At 56.2% G+C, this 16,830-nt stretch carries 21 protein-coding genes; 10 read left to right on the top strand and 11 right to left on the bottom strand.

Annotated features, from left to right (window positions below; genetic code table 11):
- Position 1: 1 nt before the first annotated feature.
- The 8 genes from GVJ63_RS01185 to grxB form a co-directional block, all read right to left on the bottom strand.
- Positions 2–577 (bottom strand): cytochrome b, encoded by a 576-nt coding sequence (locus tag GVJ63_RS01185; RefSeq protein ID WP_159226302.1) that lies wholly within the window; start codon positions 575–577, stop codon positions 2–4.
- A 295-nt stretch (positions 578–872) separates the two neighbouring features.
- Positions 873–1,985: an N-methyl-L-tryptophan oxidase gene (gene solA, locus GVJ63_RS01190; protein ID WP_022625882.1), complete on the bottom strand. Its 1,113-nt coding sequence runs from the start codon at positions 1,983–1,985 to the stop codon at positions 873–875.
- A gap of 94 nt (positions 1,986–2,079) precedes the next feature.
- On the bottom strand, positions 2,080–2,334 hold the full coding sequence (bssS, locus tag GVJ63_RS01195) for a biofilm formation regulator BssS (protein WP_010246399.1): 255 nt from the start codon (positions 2,332–2,334) through the stop codon (positions 2,080–2,082).
- Between the two features lie 246 nt (positions 2,335–2,580).
- The gene (locus tag GVJ63_RS01200; protein ID WP_010246397.1) at positions 2,581–2,853 is read right to left on the bottom strand and encodes a hypothetical protein; all 273 of its coding nucleotides are present in this window, start codon (positions 2,851–2,853) and stop codon (positions 2,581–2,583) included.
- Positions 2,854–2,998: 145 nt separating this feature from the next.
- Positions 2,999–3,244: a DNA damage-inducible protein I gene (dinI, locus tag GVJ63_RS01205; RefSeq protein WP_010246395.1), complete on the bottom strand. Its 246-nt coding sequence runs from the start codon at positions 3,242–3,244 to the stop codon at positions 2,999–3,001.
- A gap of 62 nt (positions 3,245–3,306) precedes the next feature.
- The gene (gene pyrC / locus GVJ63_RS01210; RefSeq protein ID WP_159226303.1) at positions 3,307–4,350 is read right to left on the bottom strand and encodes a dihydroorotase; all 1,044 of its coding nucleotides are present in this window, start codon (positions 4,348–4,350) and stop codon (positions 3,307–3,309) included.
- Positions 4,351–5,035: 685 nt separating this feature from the next.
- Positions 5,036–5,599, bottom strand: coding sequence for a lipoprotein (locus GVJ63_RS01215; protein ID WP_010246390.1), 564 nt, complete (start codon positions 5,597–5,599; stop codon positions 5,036–5,038).
- A 114-nt stretch (positions 5,600–5,713) separates the two neighbouring features.
- Positions 5,714–6,361, bottom strand: coding sequence for a glutaredoxin 2 (gene grxB / locus GVJ63_RS01220; RefSeq protein ID WP_033757257.1), 648 nt, complete (start codon positions 6,359–6,361; stop codon positions 5,714–5,716).
- Positions 6,362–6,660: 299 nt separating this feature from the next.
- On the opposite strand from grxB, the gene rimJ reads away from it, so the two are divergent.
- The 4 genes from rimJ to murJ all read left to right on the top strand — a co-directional run bounded on the left by rimJ (position 6,661) and on the right by murJ (position 10,489).
- Entirely contained in the window at positions 6,661–7,254 is a 594-nt protein-coding gene (gene rimJ / locus GVJ63_RS01225) for a ribosomal protein S5-alanine N-acetyltransferase (RefSeq protein WP_158131842.1), read from the top strand.
- A 13-nt stretch (positions 7,255–7,267) separates the two neighbouring features.
- Positions 7,268–7,906, top strand: a complete 639-nt coding sequence (locus GVJ63_RS01230) for a YceH family protein (protein WP_158131841.1) — start codon at positions 7,268–7,270, stop codon at positions 7,904–7,906.
- Between the two features lies 1 nt (position 7,907).
- Positions 7,908–8,828, top strand: coding sequence for a Gfo/Idh/MocA family protein (locus tag GVJ63_RS01235; RefSeq protein ID WP_158131840.1), 921 nt, complete (start codon positions 7,908–7,910; stop codon positions 8,826–8,828).
- Positions 8,829–8,950: 122 nt separating this feature from the next.
- The gene (gene murJ, locus GVJ63_RS01240) at positions 8,951–10,489 is read left to right on the top strand and encodes a murein biosynthesis integral membrane protein MurJ (protein ID WP_010246379.1); all 1,539 of its coding nucleotides are present in this window, start codon (positions 8,951–8,953) and stop codon (positions 10,487–10,489) included.
- 306 nt (positions 10,490–10,795) lie between these two features.
- On the opposite strand, the gene flgN is transcribed toward murJ, so the two are convergent.
- From flgN to flgA, 3 genes are all read right to left on the bottom strand, one after another.
- Positions 10,796–11,227 (bottom strand): flagellar export chaperone FlgN, encoded by a 432-nt coding sequence (flgN, locus tag GVJ63_RS01245; protein WP_010246377.1) that lies wholly within the window; start codon positions 11,225–11,227, stop codon positions 10,796–10,798.
- Between the two features lie 5 nt (positions 11,228–11,232).
- Positions 11,233–11,541, bottom strand: a complete 309-nt coding sequence (gene flgM, locus GVJ63_RS01250) for a flagellar biosynthesis anti-sigma factor FlgM (protein WP_010246375.1) — start codon at positions 11,539–11,541, stop codon at positions 11,233–11,235.
- Positions 11,542–11,645: 104 nt separating this feature from the next.
- A complete protein-coding gene (flgA, locus tag GVJ63_RS01255) occupies positions 11,646–12,305 on the bottom strand; it encodes a flagellar basal body P-ring formation chaperone FlgA (protein ID WP_010246373.1) in 660 nt (219 codons plus the stop codon).
- Positions 12,306–12,459: 154 nt separating this feature from the next.
- Here flgA and flgB point away from each other — a divergent pair, with 154 nt between their 5' ends.
- From flgB to flgG, 6 genes are read left to right on the top strand one after another with little or no spacing between them, the layout of a single operon-like run.
- Positions 12,460–12,873: a flagellar basal body rod protein FlgB gene (flgB, locus tag GVJ63_RS01260; RefSeq protein ID WP_009090882.1), complete on the top strand. Its 414-nt coding sequence runs from the start codon at positions 12,460–12,462 to the stop codon at positions 12,871–12,873.
- Positions 12,874–12,875: 2 nt separating this feature from the next.
- On the top strand, positions 12,876–13,280 hold the full coding sequence (gene flgC, locus GVJ63_RS01265) for a flagellar basal body rod protein FlgC (protein WP_013357440.1): 405 nt from the start codon (positions 12,876–12,878) through the stop codon (positions 13,278–13,280).
- Positions 13,281–13,292: 12 nt separating this feature from the next.
- The gene (gene flgD, locus GVJ63_RS01270) at positions 13,293–13,967 is read left to right on the top strand and encodes a flagellar hook assembly protein FlgD (protein WP_061901582.1); all 675 of its coding nucleotides are present in this window, start codon (positions 13,293–13,295) and stop codon (positions 13,965–13,967) included.
- Between the two features lie 26 nt (positions 13,968–13,993).
- Positions 13,994–15,250, top strand: a complete 1,257-nt coding sequence (gene flgE, locus GVJ63_RS01275) for a flagellar hook protein FlgE (protein WP_033766926.1) — start codon at positions 13,994–13,996, stop codon at positions 15,248–15,250.
- A 20-nt stretch (positions 15,251–15,270) separates the two neighbouring features.
- On the top strand, positions 15,271–16,026 hold the full coding sequence (locus tag GVJ63_RS01280) for a flagellar basal body rod protein FlgF (RefSeq protein ID WP_010669843.1): 756 nt from the start codon (positions 15,271–15,273) through the stop codon (positions 16,024–16,026).
- Positions 16,027–16,043: 17 nt separating this feature from the next.
- Positions 16,044–16,826 (top strand): flagellar basal-body rod protein FlgG, encoded by a 783-nt coding sequence (flgG, locus tag GVJ63_RS01285; RefSeq protein WP_003849881.1) that lies wholly within the window; start codon positions 16,044–16,046, stop codon positions 16,824–16,826.
- Positions 16,827–16,830 lie beyond the last annotated feature (4 nt).

Below are 16,830 nucleotides of genomic sequence, written 5' to 3' on the forward strand. Positions count from 1 at the left end.
ATTATTTATCCTTTTCAGAGGGAGAGGTGAAACGCAAACACGACATCCGTTTTAAAGTGATATCGCGATCGATAAAGTGATGTTTTACCGCAGCCAGCCCATGCAGCAGTGACAGGACCACAACCGTCCAGGCCAGCCAGAGGTGAATGTCGCCTGCAAGATCAGCCTGTTCGCCAGCACCGCTGAACAGCGCGGGCAGGGTAAACCAGCTGAATACTGAGATGGGTTTGCCATCGGCGGTGGAGATCAGATAGCCGCTGATCAGAATCGCCAGCAGCAGGGTATACAGTAACAGGTGGGCCACCACCGAACTGATGCGTACCAGCGGGGAATAACTGCTAAGCGGTTTTGGCGGCGGTGAAATAACGCGCCACAGCAGGCGAACGATCAGCGTCAGCAACAGGATCACGCCGATGCTTTTATGGATCTCAGGCGCGTCGTGATACCAGCTGTCGTAATAGCCGAGGCCGACCATCCATAATCCCAGCGCAAACATGGCGTAAATTGCCAGCGCCATCGACCAGTGCAGCAGCACGGCAACCAGGCCAAACTGATGAGATGAATTACGTAATAACATAATGAGGTTTTCATGAAGTAATAATCTGAAATAAGCATCCACATTATGAAATATAAAAGCAATCATCCTTACGCTTCTATAACTTTAATTTTATATTGTGAAAAGGTTGAATAAATCAGGTGTGAAATGCGCAATATTACTGAATGAGTTATTTCTGAGGCGCTGGTCGTCAACTAAAAAGAGCCGGAATTAACCCAAAGGGCGAAATATATTCTGACTTTATGTCAGTAATAGTCAATTTTCGTCAAAGTCTGTCAATCGGGCGGCATCAGGCTGATACCACCCTTTATCAGAGTCAGAAACGTGAGAGGCGGAAGGGTGTCAGATCAAAAGAGAACGGTTTTTGCTGGGCAAATTCTGCAGCCAGTTCGCCCAATACGCTGGCGAATTTAAACCCGTGTCCACTGAGCCCGGTGATTAACAAGCGGTCTGGTTCACCCGGCAGGGTATCAATTATAAAGTCTTCATCCGGGCTAAAATCGTAGCTGCAGGCTTCGCCATGCAGACAGACACCGACGCCAGGTAAAAACTGACGGAGGAATCCAAAAGCTTCGCTGCCATCGGCCGCCACCGCGCCAAAAGGCTTACGATCCTCAGGCTGCTGCATCAGCTGACCGCCATCATGACGACCCACTTTCAGGGCGTTGTTATCCGCCGGGAAGCCATAAAACTGGCTGCCATCGCCCATTTCCACCGTAAAACCGGGAAACTTATTGTTCTCACTGTAGCGGCCATCTGCCTGATACCAGGCGAACACCTTACGGGTGGGCGCGACCGGCAGGTCAGGAACTAATTTGCCAACCCATGTGCCCGCACTGATCAACATTTTGCGGCCCCGATAGACGCCATCCAGGGTAGTGACCTGCTGCAGATCGCCATCGCGACCCAGCTCTGAAACCGGGCAGTTAAACAGCTGCGCGCAGCCCGCCTGCTCCGCCAGCTGGATCCAGCTGCGTACCGCCTGTTCACATTTCAGATAGCCGGACTGCGGCTCAAATACGCCCAGATAGCCCTCAGGCACATTGATTTGTGGCCAGCGCTTGCGCACGTCATCTGGCTGCATCACCTCAATATTGAGCTGCCAGCGGGTCGCGCTGTCGATGACGTTCTGAATAAACGGCGACTGATTCGGGGCGAGGTTAAGTACGCCACTGCGATGCATGATGCGCTCACCGGCACGCTGTTCCAGCTCATCCCACAGCGTTTGCGCCCGCAGGACCAGGGGAACATAGCGTTCACCTTCACCATAGGCGTGACGAATCAGCCGGCTCTCGCCATGATGTGTGCCCTGATTATGGGGAGGATGGGCGCTGTCGATCATTAACACCGATAAACCCGCCTGGGTGGCATAGTAGCCTGCCGCCGCGCCCACGGAACCGCTGCCAACGACGATAAGATCATAAATCATGGTAACTACGCTCTAAGAGACAGATAATCAAAAGCATACCAGAAACAGAAACGAAAAAGGCACCCCTGAGGGCGCCTCTTTGATGCGGCAGAAATTAATGCTTTTTGAGGAGTCGTTCTATCTGCTCGGCTGATTCTATCTTGGCGATGCCTGCTTCGAGGATCGAGATAAATTGCCTTGCCACATCCGTTGTCAGCCAGTATGTCGGGCCAACATCCGCTTCTTCTTCTTTTTGATCCTGCGACGACAACGAGTGCAGGCGGATCATCATGGCGTCATAGCTGTCAACGGTACTGATATCCCAGCCCACCAGTGGGTGAGTCTGTATAACATCTTTTCTTCTGTCCATTATAACCTCCTTATTACTCGTTAAACGAAGTGCATGATGAGGTTCAATGCGGCTTTTTTATTCCAATAGCGAAACAATTATAACAGTAAACGAGGGTATCACTGTTTAAAAAATGCCGTGAGTCAGCTTCTCACAGAATATTTGCGTTTGAAAGGCGGGCGTAAAAAAATAAAATGCCTGACGGGCAGGCATTTTTATCAGCAGTCAAAAGACAGGCAAAAAGCGGGCTTAGCCGCGTGAGCGGACTCAGAGAGCCGGCGTTTCTGGCACTACGCCGCCGCCGCGTTTTTGCAGTGTTTCTGCCAGACGGGCAAAGTGCTGCTGAAGCTGCTCATCATGGTTTTGATTTTGGGCTTCCAGCGACAGATTGTGTACCAGTAGCTGACTGGCACGATCGTCAAGACAGAAAATCAGACTGGAAAAGGCATTTTCCAGCACCGTTAAACGACGCTTCTGATCACCAATCAGTGCTAACAACTCACCAAAGGTCATCGCCTCTTCCGGTTTATCAGTAGTCATGGTGTCGCACCTCCTGTTATGCGTGACGAGCGCAAGGATAGGGCATTGATCATTAAGAGTCTAGATGCAGGACGGGGTAAGTGCGAGAGGGGAGAAAAGATAAAAAAACCGGGTGGCGACACCCGGAAAAAAAGCACAGTGGCGGTTAATCAGTATTGAACCAGTCGTCAGCGCTTTCCCACGTCTGCTGCAGGATCTCGCTGATCTGGTCGCGCGTCTCTTTTCCACCGCCCAGCACGCTGAGATTATTGGCACTGGCATAACGTACCTTGACGTGATTGGTCGAGTCAGGGAACTGTTCATCAATGCGGCGCGATAATTCATCGCTCAACGCTTCTATCGCACCAGCAGGAAGAGGTCGGGTATTTGATACGGTAATTTCAACACGCATAACAGCCTCCGTTTAAGATACTGTATATATTTACAGTATCGACAGGCCGGAGGCAAGTAAAATTATGCGATGCGCCAGTTTAGTGTTTCACCCGCCAGGAACGGCACCAGTGAATGGCTGCCGAGCGCGATGGACTCTGGCACCTGCCAGGACTCACGCACCAGGGTAATCGTCCCTTCATTCAGCGGCAGGCCGTAAAAACGCGGGCCATTCTCCGAACAGAACGCTTCAAAATGTTCCAGCGCGTTCAGCTCTTCAAAAACGGTGGCGTAAGTGGGTAACGACACTGGCGCATTAAATACCCCCGCGCAGCCGCAACTGGCCTCTTTGAGATGACGCAGATGCGGTGCTGTGTCGGTGCCGAGGAAGACGCGCGGATGACCACTCGCCACTAATTTGCGCAATGCTTCCTGATGCACGTTGCGTTTAAGAATCGGCAGGCAATAGAGGTGCGGACGAATACCGCCCACCAGCATGTGATTGCGGTTAAACATCAAATGCTGCGGGGTAATGGTCGCGCCCAGCGTCTCATCGGCGGCGGCAACATATTCTGCGGCGTCCTGAGTGGTAATGTGCTCCATCACCACTTTCAGTGCCGGAAACTGGCTGCGCAGCGGCACCATAACCGTTTCGATAAACCGGGCTTCGCGGTCAAAAATGTCGACATGCGCATCGGTGACTTCGCCGTGGATCAGCAGTGGCATACCGAGCTTCTGCATCCGCTCCAGCACGCGGGCAATGGAGGCGATATCGGTAACGCCATGGCTGGAGTTCGTCGTGGCGTGCGCCGGATAGAGCTTAGCCGCGGTAAACAGACCGGAGGTGAAACCGCGCTCAAGCTCATCAGGATCAATCGAGTCGGTCAGATAGCAGGTCATCAGCGGCGTAAAGGCGTGTTCGGCGGGCAGCGCCGCCAGAATGCGATCGCGGTACGCTTCACCTGCTGCCACGCTGGTCACCGGTGGCACCAGGTTAGGCATCACAATGGCACGACCATTCACCGCGCTGGTATAGGGCAGGACCGTGTTGAGCATCTCATCGTCGCGCAGATGAATATGCCAGTCGTCAGGGCGACGCAGGGTAAGTTGCTGAGGTTGTGCTGTCATCAGTGAAGCTCCGGCAGAAGGGAAACAAAAGGCGTGTTTTGGCCGGGGTCTAAGCATAAGGATTCAGGCAACCGTTTGCACCTGCTTTTTATGCTGTCAAAGAAAATCCGCTGCCCAACAGGGTAATGCTGGTCAGTTAAGATTAGATTTGTAAAGGCTGTCACGGTCAGACGTGGCAGCCTTTTTTTCCGGGCGAGCGAGCCGCAGTGCGGGCCAGAGCACCTCTGCTGCTGCCGGGCCGTCCTCGCGCCGCTCACGCGGTACCTTCGGCTTTGACGTCGTGCCGACGAACCGTTCGGGGATCGGCCCTCCCTGGCCGGCCCCGAACTGTCCACGCTTCCCGGCGTGGACTTCTGGCCCACCGTCACGCCTCAGCGCTGCGGATAGCCCTTTCAGCAGCAGAGGCGCTCAGGCCTCCACTTTCGTGCCCTTTCTGACAACATTCACTGAAGTTTCAGAGCAGGCCGGTGGCGATCAGGGGCAGGCAATCCGCAGCGCTGAACAGAATGAGTCTGCCAGGAGAGCCCGCAGGACGCGGGCGAAAGGCGGGGCGGCACAGGATGTGCCATCCCCGGCGGTCCGTCAGGCAGAGGAATGACGTGAAGGAACCGCCTAGCGGCGCGAGGACCGCCAGCCCCTGCCCGGCACCAGACTGCGTTGTCACCTGTCGCTTAACTGACTGGCGTTACTGCGTAAAGGGAATAACCAGTTCGCCAGGTTTCACTTCCAGTCCTTTGGCAAATTTCTTCGCCAGCGACTCGCCTTTGCTGCGGTCGGCGCTGAGCACGTAAGCCGGCTTTTGATCAAAGTAGTTTTTCAGCGACTGATTCAGATAAGGCGTCAGCGTTTTCATAATGGAGGCCATTTTTTCCGGAGCAACCTGCGCATCAACAATTTCCAGATCGCGCAGATAGATTGCACCCTGCTGCTGGTCATAGACCGGCTGAGCACGCATCTTCAGTTGCATATCGGCCTGCTGCGGACCAAACAGTGACGTCACATTGATTTTAGCATTGCCAGAGAGCGTCACTTTACCTGGCTCTTCACGGCCAATCTGACTGGTCAGATTGTTCAGGACGATGTGCGCATTAACCAGCCCGGAAACGCCAATATCTTTCTCATAGTTGTTGTGCTTCTGCAGCGCCTGGTTTACTTCCTGTTCGCTGATGGTGTATTGCGTCAGTTGATTACAGCCGCTCACCAGCAGCGCGATCAACAGGGCAGTCAGCCCGAAAAAAGCCTTTTTCATCGATCTTTATCCTGAATATCAGAGCCAATAAACAGGCCATAGCCTGCCTGAATGCGTAGCGGGTGTCATCAGGAAAGAGATGAGAAACGCCGCAGCGTCTCTCATCGGGAGGGGTTAGTGAGCTATCGAGGAGAGCAGATTCACCTGGGTCTGTTTAGCCATGTTATCGCGGTAGTCAGCGACCCGGCTCGGCCAGTCGATACCGGCCACCAGCGTCAGAGAGCGCAGCAGCGGGAAGAGATTAAAATCATCTTCCGACAGCTCGCCATTCACCGCATTGGGCTGGGCGATTAATTTGTCCAGCTTGCGCAGATCGTCGCTGACGTTTTTGATCAGGCCGGCAGAATGACTTTTCAGCGTGTCGAAATCACCGATGCTCGCCTGCTTTTTGTTGCGGAAATAGTCACGCGCCTCCGGCGTCGCGAATTCGGCAAACGCCGCCTCTGCAATGCGCGGCAGCAGCAGTTTATTGACATAGCTGTTCATGTGACGCAGCCAGTCGCCGATCGCCGGATTCAGCGCGCCGATGATCAGCGGCTCGCCATCCTGCTGATCGACATAGTGTACGATCTCCATACTTTCAGGCATCGCGCTGCCATCCTGCTTCTGCAGAATGGGCGCCATTTTCTGTCCGATCAGTCGTTTCGGCGTCTCTTCATCGTCGTTGAGCATTACCACCAGCTCAACCGGTTTGTTTTTCAGGCCAAAAATCATTCGCGCTTTAACGCAGAAAGGGCAGTGGTCGTAGATATAGAGCTTCATCCTGATCTCCCGGATTTTACAGGTTTAGTGTTTAACAGAGTGAATCAATTCATCCTGCTTTCGGGCTCGTAAAAAGTATGGAAGAGATTACCCCACAGGGCAAACCTGCCTGTCAGGCGCGCTGCAGGATCCGCTGGTGATGCCGCCTGCAGCAGGGGTTATCCGCGGTGCGACCCGAGCAAAATCAGCCTCTTTATCGCTAAACCGCTGTAACGTTTTACCGCAGCCCAGGCGGCGGTTATAGTGAAAGCCGGGTAATGACGGCTCATCTCTATCAGCCATTGATTTCAGGAGTCAGGATGTTTGGCTATCGTTCTGCCGCGCCCAGGGTGCGATTAACCACCGATCGGCTGGTGGTCCGTCTGGTTCACGAGCGTGATGCCTGGCGAATGGCAGATTACTACGCGGAAAACCGCCTGTTTTTAAAACCGTGGGAGCCGGTGCGTGATGACAGCCACTGCTACCCCTCGGGCTGGCAGGCGCGGCTTGGGCTGATTTCCGACATGCATAAGCAGGGTTCGGCCTTCTATTTCATTTTAATGGACAGCGATGAAACCGAAGTGAGGGGAGTGGCGAACTTCAGCAATGTGTTGCGCGGATCCTTTCATGCCTGTTACCTCGGCTATTCACTGGGTGAAAAGTGGCAGGGGCAGGGGTTCATGTTTGAAGCGTTGCAGGTGGCAATCCGCTATATGCAGCGCCAGCAGCATATTCACCGCATCATGGCTAACTACATGCCGCACAACCAGCGCAGCGGCGATCTGCTGGCGCGACTCGGTTTTGAGAAAGAGGGTTACGCGAAAGATTATCTGCTGATCGACGGACGCTGGCAGGATCACGTGCTGACAGCCTTAACCCTGCGGGAATGGACGCCTGACCGGCGTGGACAATAATGAGGATGCGAGCATGAAGATGACTTTATCGGCGCAGGCGATGCGCGTGCTGGGCTGCCTGCTGGAGAAGCAGGTCACCACGCCGGAACAGTATCCGCTGTCGCTGAATGGCGTGGTGGTGGCCTGTAACCAGAAATCGAACCGCGAGCCGGTGATGGAGCTGAGCGAAAGTGAGGTACAGGATCAGCTCGATCAGCTGGAAAAACGGCATCTGATCACCGCCAGCAGCGCCGCCGGGCAGCGGGTCCTGAAATATGAGCAGCGTTTCTGCAACTCCGCGTTTGGCACGCTAAAGCTTAACAGCGCAGAAGTCGCTCTGCTGACGCTGCTGTTACTGCGCGGGCCCCAGACGCCAGGCGAACTGCGTACCCGCAGCGGCCGTCTGCACGAGTTCAGTGATGTCAGCGAAGTTGAGCAAACGCTGGAAGGATTGATGCAGCGCGACGACAGTGCTCAGGTGATCCGTCTGCCGCGTGAACCTGGCAAGCGCGAAAGTCGCTTTATGCATCTGCTGGGCGATGAGCCTGACCAGCCGCAGGCCGCAGACGCGTCAGAAGAGCAGGGCGATCTGGCGGCGCGCGTCGCAACGCTGGAACAGCAGGTTGCAGCGCTTCAGGCACAACTCACCCAACTGCTGCAACCGGAGAGCTGAGATGACCTTACGTATTGGCATGGTGGGATTAGGCGGTATCGCGCAGAAAGCCTGGCTGCCGGTGCTGTCGGCAGCGACGGACTGGACCCTGGCAGGGGCGTTTTCCCCGAACCAGGCCAAAGCCCGGCCGGTCTGTGACAGCTATCGCATGCCATGTTTTGGTTCGCTGAATGAATTAGCCGCTGCCTGCGACGCGGTCTTTGTCCATAGCAGCACCGCCACGCACTATGAAGTGGTCAGGGCGCTGCTGCTGGCAGGAAAGGATGTCTGCGTCGATAAGCCGCTGGCTGAAACCCTGGAACAGGCTGAGGCGCTGGTGGCGCTGGCGGAAAAACGGCAGCGTAAACTGATGGTGGCGTTTAACCGGCGGTTTGCCCCGCGCTATCAGCAGTTGCGGGCGGAGATGGCTAGCGCGACTTCTCTGCGGATTGAAAAGCACCGTAGCGACAGCGTCGGGCCACAGGATCTCCGCTTTACCCTGCTCGATGACTATCTGCATGTGGTGGATACCGCCCTCTGGCTGGGTGGGAAACCTTTTCGCCAGGTTCAGGGACGCATCGACACCAACGAACAGGGGCAGATGCTCTATGCCGAGCACCATTTCGCTGTTGAGGGCTTGTCGATTACCACCAGTATGCACCGGCGCGCAGGCAGTCAGCGCGAGCGGGTCAGCGCAGTATGTGACGGTAAGTGCATCGACATCAGTGAAATGCGCGACTGGCAGGAAGAACGGCGTGACGGGATGCTGATTACGCCACCGCCCGCCTGGCAGAGTCATCTGACCCAGCGCGGTTTCAGCGGTGCGGCTCGCCATTTCATCGACTGCGTACAAAATCAGACGAAGCCTGAAACCAGCGGTGAGCAGGCGCTGATGGCGCAGCGTGTGGTGGAAAAATTGTGGCGTGAGGCGACGCAGGAATAACGCCTTGTAACACTCCATGCTGGTCATTTCCCTCCGTGGCAGTAGACTGTCGCCGGGCATCTTCTGGGTGCCCGCGCTAATTCTCCTTTTTTGCCGATTCTTTTCAGGATGCGCCGTCAATTATGAATTTGTTGAAATCGCTGGCAGCGGTCAGTTCTATGACCCTGTTTTCCCGCGTACTGGGCTTTGCCCGTGATGCCATCGTGGCGCGGGTGTTTGGCGCCGGAATGGCGACCGATGCGTTCTTTGTTGCGTTTAAACTTCCCAATCTGCTGCGGCGTATTTTTGCTGAAGGCGCCTTTTCTCAGGCCTTCGTGCCCATTCTGGCTGAATATAAAAGCAAGCAGGGCGAAGAGGCAACGAAACTGTTCCTGGCCTACGTCTCGGGCCTGCTGACGCTGGCGCTGGCGCTGGTCACGGTGGCGGGCATGATTGCTGCGCCCTGGGTCATCATGGTGACGGCACCCGGCTTTGCCGACAGTCCCGATAAGTTTGCGCTCACCAGCTCGCTGCTGCGGGTGACCTTTCCCTACATTATGCTGATTTCGCTGGCGTCACTGGCGGGTGCGGTGCTGAACACCTGGAACCGCTTCTCGGTACCGGCCTTTGCACCGACCCTGCTGAACGTCAGCATGATTGGCTTTGCGCTGTTTGCCGCGCCGCACTTCCACCCACCGGTAATGGCGCTGGCCTGGGCCGTCGTGGCTGGCGGCGTGCTGCAACTCGGCTATCAGCTGCCACACCTGAAGAAACTCGGGATGCTGGTGCTGCCACGCCTGAATCTGCGTGATGCGGGCGTCTGGCGGGTCATGCGTCAGATGGGACCTGCCATTCTGGGCGTTTCTGTCAGTCAGATCTCGCTGATCATCAACACCATCTTCGCCTCGTTTCTGGTCTCAGGTTCGGTCTCCTGGATGTACTACGCGGACCGCCTGATGGAGTTCCCCTCGGGTGTGCTGGGCGTGGCGCTGGGCACCATTCTGCTGCCGTCGCTGGCCAAAAGTTTTGCCAGCGGCAACCATGATGAATATTCCCGGCTGATGGACTGGGGTCTGCGCCTCTGTTTCCTGCTGGCGCTTCCCAGCGCGGTGGCGCTGGGCATGCTCTCCGGCCCGCTGACCGTGGCGCTGTTCCAGTACGGCAAATTCACTGCCTTTGATGCTCTGATGACGCAGCGCGCCCTGATCGCCTACTCCGTCGGACTGATGGGGCTGATCGTGGTCAAGGTGCTGGCTCCGGGCTTCTATTCCCGTCAGGACATCAAAACGCCGGTTAAAATCGCGATTATCACGCTGATCATGACGCAGGTAATGAACCTGGCGTTTATTGGTCCGCTGAAACACGCCGGTCTGTCACTGTCTATTGGGCTGGCAGCCTGTCTGAATGCGTCGCTGCTCTACTGGCAGCTGCGTAAGAAGAATATCTTTATGCCGCAGCCGGGCTGGAGCAGCTTCCTGATCCGCCTGCTGATAGCTGTAGTGGTGATGGCAGGCGCGCTGTTTGCCATGCTGCAGTGGATGCCAGCCTGGGAGCAGGGATCGATGCTGTGGCGGCTGCTGCGCCTGGCCGCGGTCTGTGGTGTGGGCGGCGGAGCCTACTTCCTGGCGCTGGGGCTGCTGGGCTTCCGGCTGCGCGACTATGCGCGTCGCACCGCTGTGTAAAGCTTGCCGCAATAAATAAATTCAACGCGCAGGGAACAGGGGCAGAGGAGGAAAGCGTCCCGCGCCATGGACAAAAACGCCGGGAGCGTTTTTGAACAACGCAACGCGTTGGCCCGGCAACGGGCGCACCTCAGGGATGAGGTGCGTAATCGCGCGGGCCGAGCGGCCAGGGATTGGCTTTAGCGTCTTTCCGATCTGCCCCTGTTCCCTGTGCAGGCTCAATTTTAAAGCTCATCATGGTGAAGGAAAAAACGCACCAATAAAAAATCCCGCACCAGGCGGGATTTTTTTTCGCTACTTTCCGGTTCAGGCTTTGCGACTTAACGTCGCCTGGCCTTTACCCATCCCATCCGGGCCGTAAAAGGCCTGGGTCTGATGCGGCTTCAGCACGTCAAGCGCATCCTGGGTGTAGCGGATCTGGTGTTGCAGCAGCAGGCCGTTATGAACATTGGCATCCTGCAGACGACGGCTATGCTGCTGGATAGTGTCCCAGCGGCGCGCCATGTCGTTCTGACCACGATAAGGTGCCGATGTCGCCTGACTCTGTTCAGCGGTGCGGCGCATCTCATCCAGATAGTTCAGCGTACTGAGCAGCGCGCTTTTATCTTCGGTAATACGCTGCAACAGATTACTGTTAATGTTTCCGGCTGCCAGTTGCTGCTGCTCTTCTTCCAGCACGGCTGAGAGCGACGCCAGCACGTCCTGCATCTTATCTAAGGTGGTCTGCAAATTACTCATGGGAACTAATTACCCTCTAAATACGCCTTGGTGTCGGCAATCAGCGCATCGGCGATTTTGCCGGTATCCATCTTCAGTTCGCCATTACGAATGGCGGTTTTCAGTTGTTCAACGCGCTCGACGTTAATATCTTTGCTGCTCGGCTGCATCAGCTGCGACTGCGCGCTGCTCAGGCTGACCTGGGCTGCTGCAGGGGTCGTGGCTGCTGCCACCGGGCTGGCGCTCTGGCGCACTTTGCTGCTGCCGGACTCACTGCTATCGCGGCTCTGTACGGTGCTGGCGGGTTTCAGAGGTTGCGTTCTGTCAATGCTCATGTTCGGGCTCCTGTACGGTCAGGGGAAGTCTGCCACCTGAATCAGAATAGCGTTATCGCTTCGTTGATTCTTCTATCGGCAGCACTACTGGCTTCTTTAACACTTTACAGCGTTATAAGAATATTCCCATCCTCGCGTACCTTACCGCTGACAATCTGGCCATTTCCCATCCTGACCCGGACCGACTGCGATCGGGCGGCGTTATTCAGCGCCTTGCCCTCACCGCTGGCGTCAAAGCCGTCACCGCTGGCAATCACCATCACATTCTGACCCGCCTTGACACGCCACGGCTGACGCAGCGTGGAGGGATTAATCGGCTGTCCTGGCTGGATATCGCGCAGCACCACGGCGTCTGCGACCGAGTCCGCATTCAGCAGGGCGCGGGCAGGCAGAGTATCAAGGCGGCCGGTCTGCAGAGTGAAATCACTCTCGCTCACGCTACTGCCCTGGCTCAGCAGCCGGTTCGCCACCAGATAGGAACCGGTGACCTGCACCTGTACCTGAATATAACGGCGGTTCTCACCACAGTTTGCCGCCACGCTCATATTGCCCCACAACCGGCTGTTGCCTGGCAGGGTGAACTGTGGCGCCTCACAGGCTGGCCACTGTTCCTGCGGCGTGCGTACCACCACGACCATGCCATCAGCATGCTGGGCGTCACGCGCTTTAAAAAATTGATTCAGTTGTGCATTGAGATCCCCGGCGGAAACCGGCAGGGCGATCGCGACCAGCAGGCTGGTCAGCAGGGTCAGATATCGACGCATTGTGCATTTCCTCACTGATGATGGCGACGAGTGTACCCCTTAAGAAAAATCCTTAATTGTCAAAATAGCGGTCATTTGAGGCCTTATTCAGACGATGAACCCTTGCATTTTCAAATTAAGCTGCGAGCTCGAAATTCTCATACGCGGAGGAAACATGCTCGACAAACTGGATGCGGCGCTGAAATTTGGTACGGAGGCCCTCAACCTGCGTGCTCAACGTCAGGAGATCCTGGCGTCAAATATTGCCAACGCCGATACCCCTGGTTATCAGGCCCGGGATATCGACTTTGCCAGCGAGCTGAGTCGGGTGATGTCCAATGGTCGTGCGGAAGGCAGCAGCATGGCGTTAAAAGTCACGTCAGCTCGCCATATTGAAGCACAGACAAACGGCGTGCCATCAATGGATATGCTTTATCGCATTCCTGACCAGCCTTCTGCCGACGGCAACACCGTAGATATGGACCGTGAGCGTACGCAGTTCGCGGATAACAGCCTGAAATATCAAACCGACCTCACCCTCATCAGTAGCCAGATCAAAGGCATGATGAGCGTGTTACAAGGACAATAATTATGGCCTTGCTGAATATTTTTGACATTGCCGGTTCAGCGATGACCGCGCAATCACAGCGATTAAACGTCAGTGCCAGTAACCTGGCGAACGCCGACAGCGTCACCGGCCCCGATGGCAAGCCTTACGTGGCAAAGCAGGTGGTTTTCCAGACCGATGCAGCACCAGGCTCAGCCACCGGCGGCGTGAAAGTGGCAAGAGTCGTGGATGACCCTACACCTGCCAAGCTGGTCTATGACCCGGGCAATCCGATGGCAGATGCCAAAGGCTACGTGAAGATGCCAAACGTAGATGTGGTCTCTGAAAGCGTCAACACCATGTCGGCGTCACGCAGCTACCAGGCCAACGTCGAAGTGCTCAACACCGTGAAGTCGATGATGATGAAAACCCTGACGATCGGGCAATAACGGAGAAAAATTATGGCTATCGCGGTAGGCGTTAACGAAAGACTGGACCCCACGGTCCTTAGCTCCTCTAACACCAGTGGCACCGGCAACAATGCGCAGGATCTGCAGAATCAGTTCCTGACCATGCTGGTGACGCAGTTAAAGAACCAGGATCCCACCAATCCAATGGATAACAGCCAGCTCACCACGCAGCTGGCACAGATCAATACCCTGAGCGGCATTGAAAAACTGAATACCACGCTGGGATCGATCTCCGGCCAGATCAGCACCAGCCAGTCGCTGCAGAGCTCCACGCTGATTGGGCATGGCGTAATGGTCAATGGCGGACAGGTTCTGGTAGGCAACGGCACCACAACGCCATTTGGCGTTGAGCTGGCCTCCGCCTCAACCGGCACATCGGCCACCATTAAAGATGCCAGTGGCACGGTGATCGACACCGTCGATCTGGGCGCGCTGAGCGCTGGCGTGCACACCTTCTCGTGGGACGGCAAGCTGACAGATGGCTCTGTCGCCCCGGATGGTAAATACAGCGTTGCGATTGCCGCAAGCAATGGCAACGCACAACTGGTGGCACAACCGCTTAACTACGCCTACGTCAATGGGGTGAGTACTGCGAACAACACCACAAAACTGGATCTCGGCACCATGGGCTCCGCCACCCTTGACGACGTACGTCAGATTCTCTGATTAACCTGTAGACAGGAAACAAACACATGTCATTTTCCCAAGCGGTCAGCGGCCTTGGTGCTGCTTCAAGTAACCTTGATGTCATCGGTAACAACATTGCCAACTCCGCCACTGCGGGCTTTAAATCGAGCACCATCGCGTTTGCCGATATGTTTGCCGGTTCTAACGTCGGCCTCGGCACCAAAGTTGCTGCGGTAATCCAGAACTTTAACGACGGCGCTACCACCACGACCAGCCGTGGCCTGGACGTTGCGCTGAGCGGTAACGGCTTCTTCCGTATGACCGACAGCAGCGGCGGCGTCTTCTATTCACGTAATGGTCAGTTAACGCTGGATGCCAACCGTAACCTGGTCAACACCCAGGGTCTGAACGTGACCGGCTATCCGGCCAGCGGTTCACCGGCCACAATCCAGTCAGGTGCTAACCCGGTGGCGCTGCGTATTCCTACCGAGCAGATGTCAGCCCGCGCGACCACTACCGCCGGTCTGGTTGCCAACCTGAACTCAACGGACAAAACGCCATCTGTGGCCACCTTCTCGACGGCGAACGCAGACAGCTACAACAAGAAAACCACGGCAACCGTGTTCGACTCGCAGGGTAATGACCACGCGCTCGACATGTATTTCGTGAAAGACACCACCAGCAACAGCTGGACCGTGCGCACCATTGATGGCAACACCGGCAGTTCAGCGGGTGACTTCAGAATGGCGTTTGACACCAGCGGTAAGCTGACCAGCGTCTCTAAGCTGGATGCCACCGGCGCTGTCGTCAGCACGACTACCGATGGCACCGTCGGCCTGACACTGAACGTGGGCGGAGCCAATGGCGCAGTCGCCAATCAGCCGATCAACCTGAGCATGCTGGGCAGCCTGCAGCAGAACACCGGCGCCACCACCTTTGGCAGCCCGACCCAGGATGGTTATGCACCTGGCGATCTGACCAGCTACGCGATCAATGATGACGGCACCATCACCGGCAGCTACTCCAACAAGAAAACCCAGCTGCTGGGTCAGATTGTTCTGGCGAGCTTCTCTAACCCGGAAGGTCTGCAGTCACAGGGTGACAACGTCTGGTCTGCGTCAAGTGCATCCGGTCAGGCAGCAATCGGTCTGGCGAATACCGGCACCTTTGGTTCACTGACGGCTGGCGCACTGGAATCTTCCAACGTCGACATGAGCAAAGAGCTGGTGAACATGATCGTCGCGCAGCGTAACTATCAGGCGAATGCGCAGACCATTAAAACTCAGGACCAGATTCTCAACACGCTGGTTAACTTACGTTAATTCGCTAACAGGATTGCCATATGGATCACGCGATATATACCGCGATGGGCGCGGCCAGCCAGACGCTGGATCAGCAGGCGGTTACCGCCAGCAACCTCGCCAACGCCTCTACACCGGGTTTTCGTGCGCAGCTGAATGCGCTGCGCGCCGTGCCGGTGAGTGGCTGGTCGCTGCCAACCCGTACGCTGGTCGCCGCCTCGACACCGGGCGCCGACATGAGCCAGGGCGCGATGGACTACACCGAGCGTCCGCTCGATGTAGCGGTACAGCAGGATGGCTGGCTGGCGGTGCGTACCGCTGACGGCAGCGAAGCCTATACCCGCAACGGCAATATGCAAATCAGTCCGACCGGTACGTTGACGGTTCAGGGCAATCCTGTGATGGGCGATGGCGGTCCGATTGTGATCCCGCAGGGCACTGAAATCACCATTGCAGCCGACGGCTCGATCACCGGGCTGAATGCCGGTGATTCGCCGAACGCCACGGTTCAGCTGGGCAAACTGAAGCTGGTCAGGGCAACCGGACAGGAGCTGCAGCGCAGTGATGACGGCATGTTCCGGCCTACTGCGTCGACGCAGGCGACCCGCGGTGCCGCGCTGCAGGCTGATGCCACCATGCAGGTGATGCCTGGCGTGCTGGAAGGCAGCAACGTCAAACCGGTAGAAACCATGGTCGATATGATCGCCAACGCCCGACGTTTTGAGATGCAGATGAAAGTCATCACCAACGTCGACGAAAATGAACAAAAAGCCAACCAGCTCCTGAGCATGGGCTAAGGCACGAGGATAACAACATGATTCGTTCTTTATGGATCGCTAAGACCGGTCTTGATGCGCAGCAGATGAACATGGACGTCATTGCCAACAACCTGGCAAACGTCAGCACCAACGGCTTTAAGCGTTCACGTGCCGTGTTCGAAGATCTGATGTACCAGACCATGCGCCAGCCGGGCACCCAGTCATCTGAACAGACAACGCTGCCATCGGGTTTGCAGATCGGTACCGGTGTACGTCCGGTGACCACTGAACGTCTGCATACGCAGGGCAACCTGTCGCAGACCAGCAACTCAAAAGATATCGCCATTAACGGCCAGGGTTATTTTCAGATTCAGATGCCGGATGGCACCTCTGCTTATACCCGTGACGGCGCGTTTCAGGTTGATCAGAACGGCCAGCTGGTGACCAACTCCGGTTTCCCGGTACAGCCAGGCATTACCATTCCGGCTAACGCCACCAGCATCACGGTGTCGCGTGACGGTGTGGTCAGCGTAACGCAGCAGGGACAGGCTCAGGCCGCGCAGGTCGGTCAGTTAACCCTGAGCACCTTTATGAATGACGCCGGTCTCGATAGCGTGGGTGAAAACCTCTACAAGGAAACGCAGGCATCGGGCGCTCCGACGGACAGCACGCCAGGCCAGAACGGCGCGGGCCTGCTCTATCAGGGCTATACCGAAACCTCGAACGTTAACGTAGCGGAAGAGCTGGTCACCATGATCCAGACGCAGCGCGCCTACGAAATCAACAGCAAGGCGATCAGTACCTCTGATCAGATGCTGGCGAAATTAACTCAGCTTTAATCCC

This window comes from Pantoea sp. 18059 (assembly GCF_902706165.1).
Lineage (GTDB): Bacteria > Pseudomonadota > Gammaproteobacteria > Enterobacterales > Enterobacteriaceae > Pantoea > Pantoea agglomerans.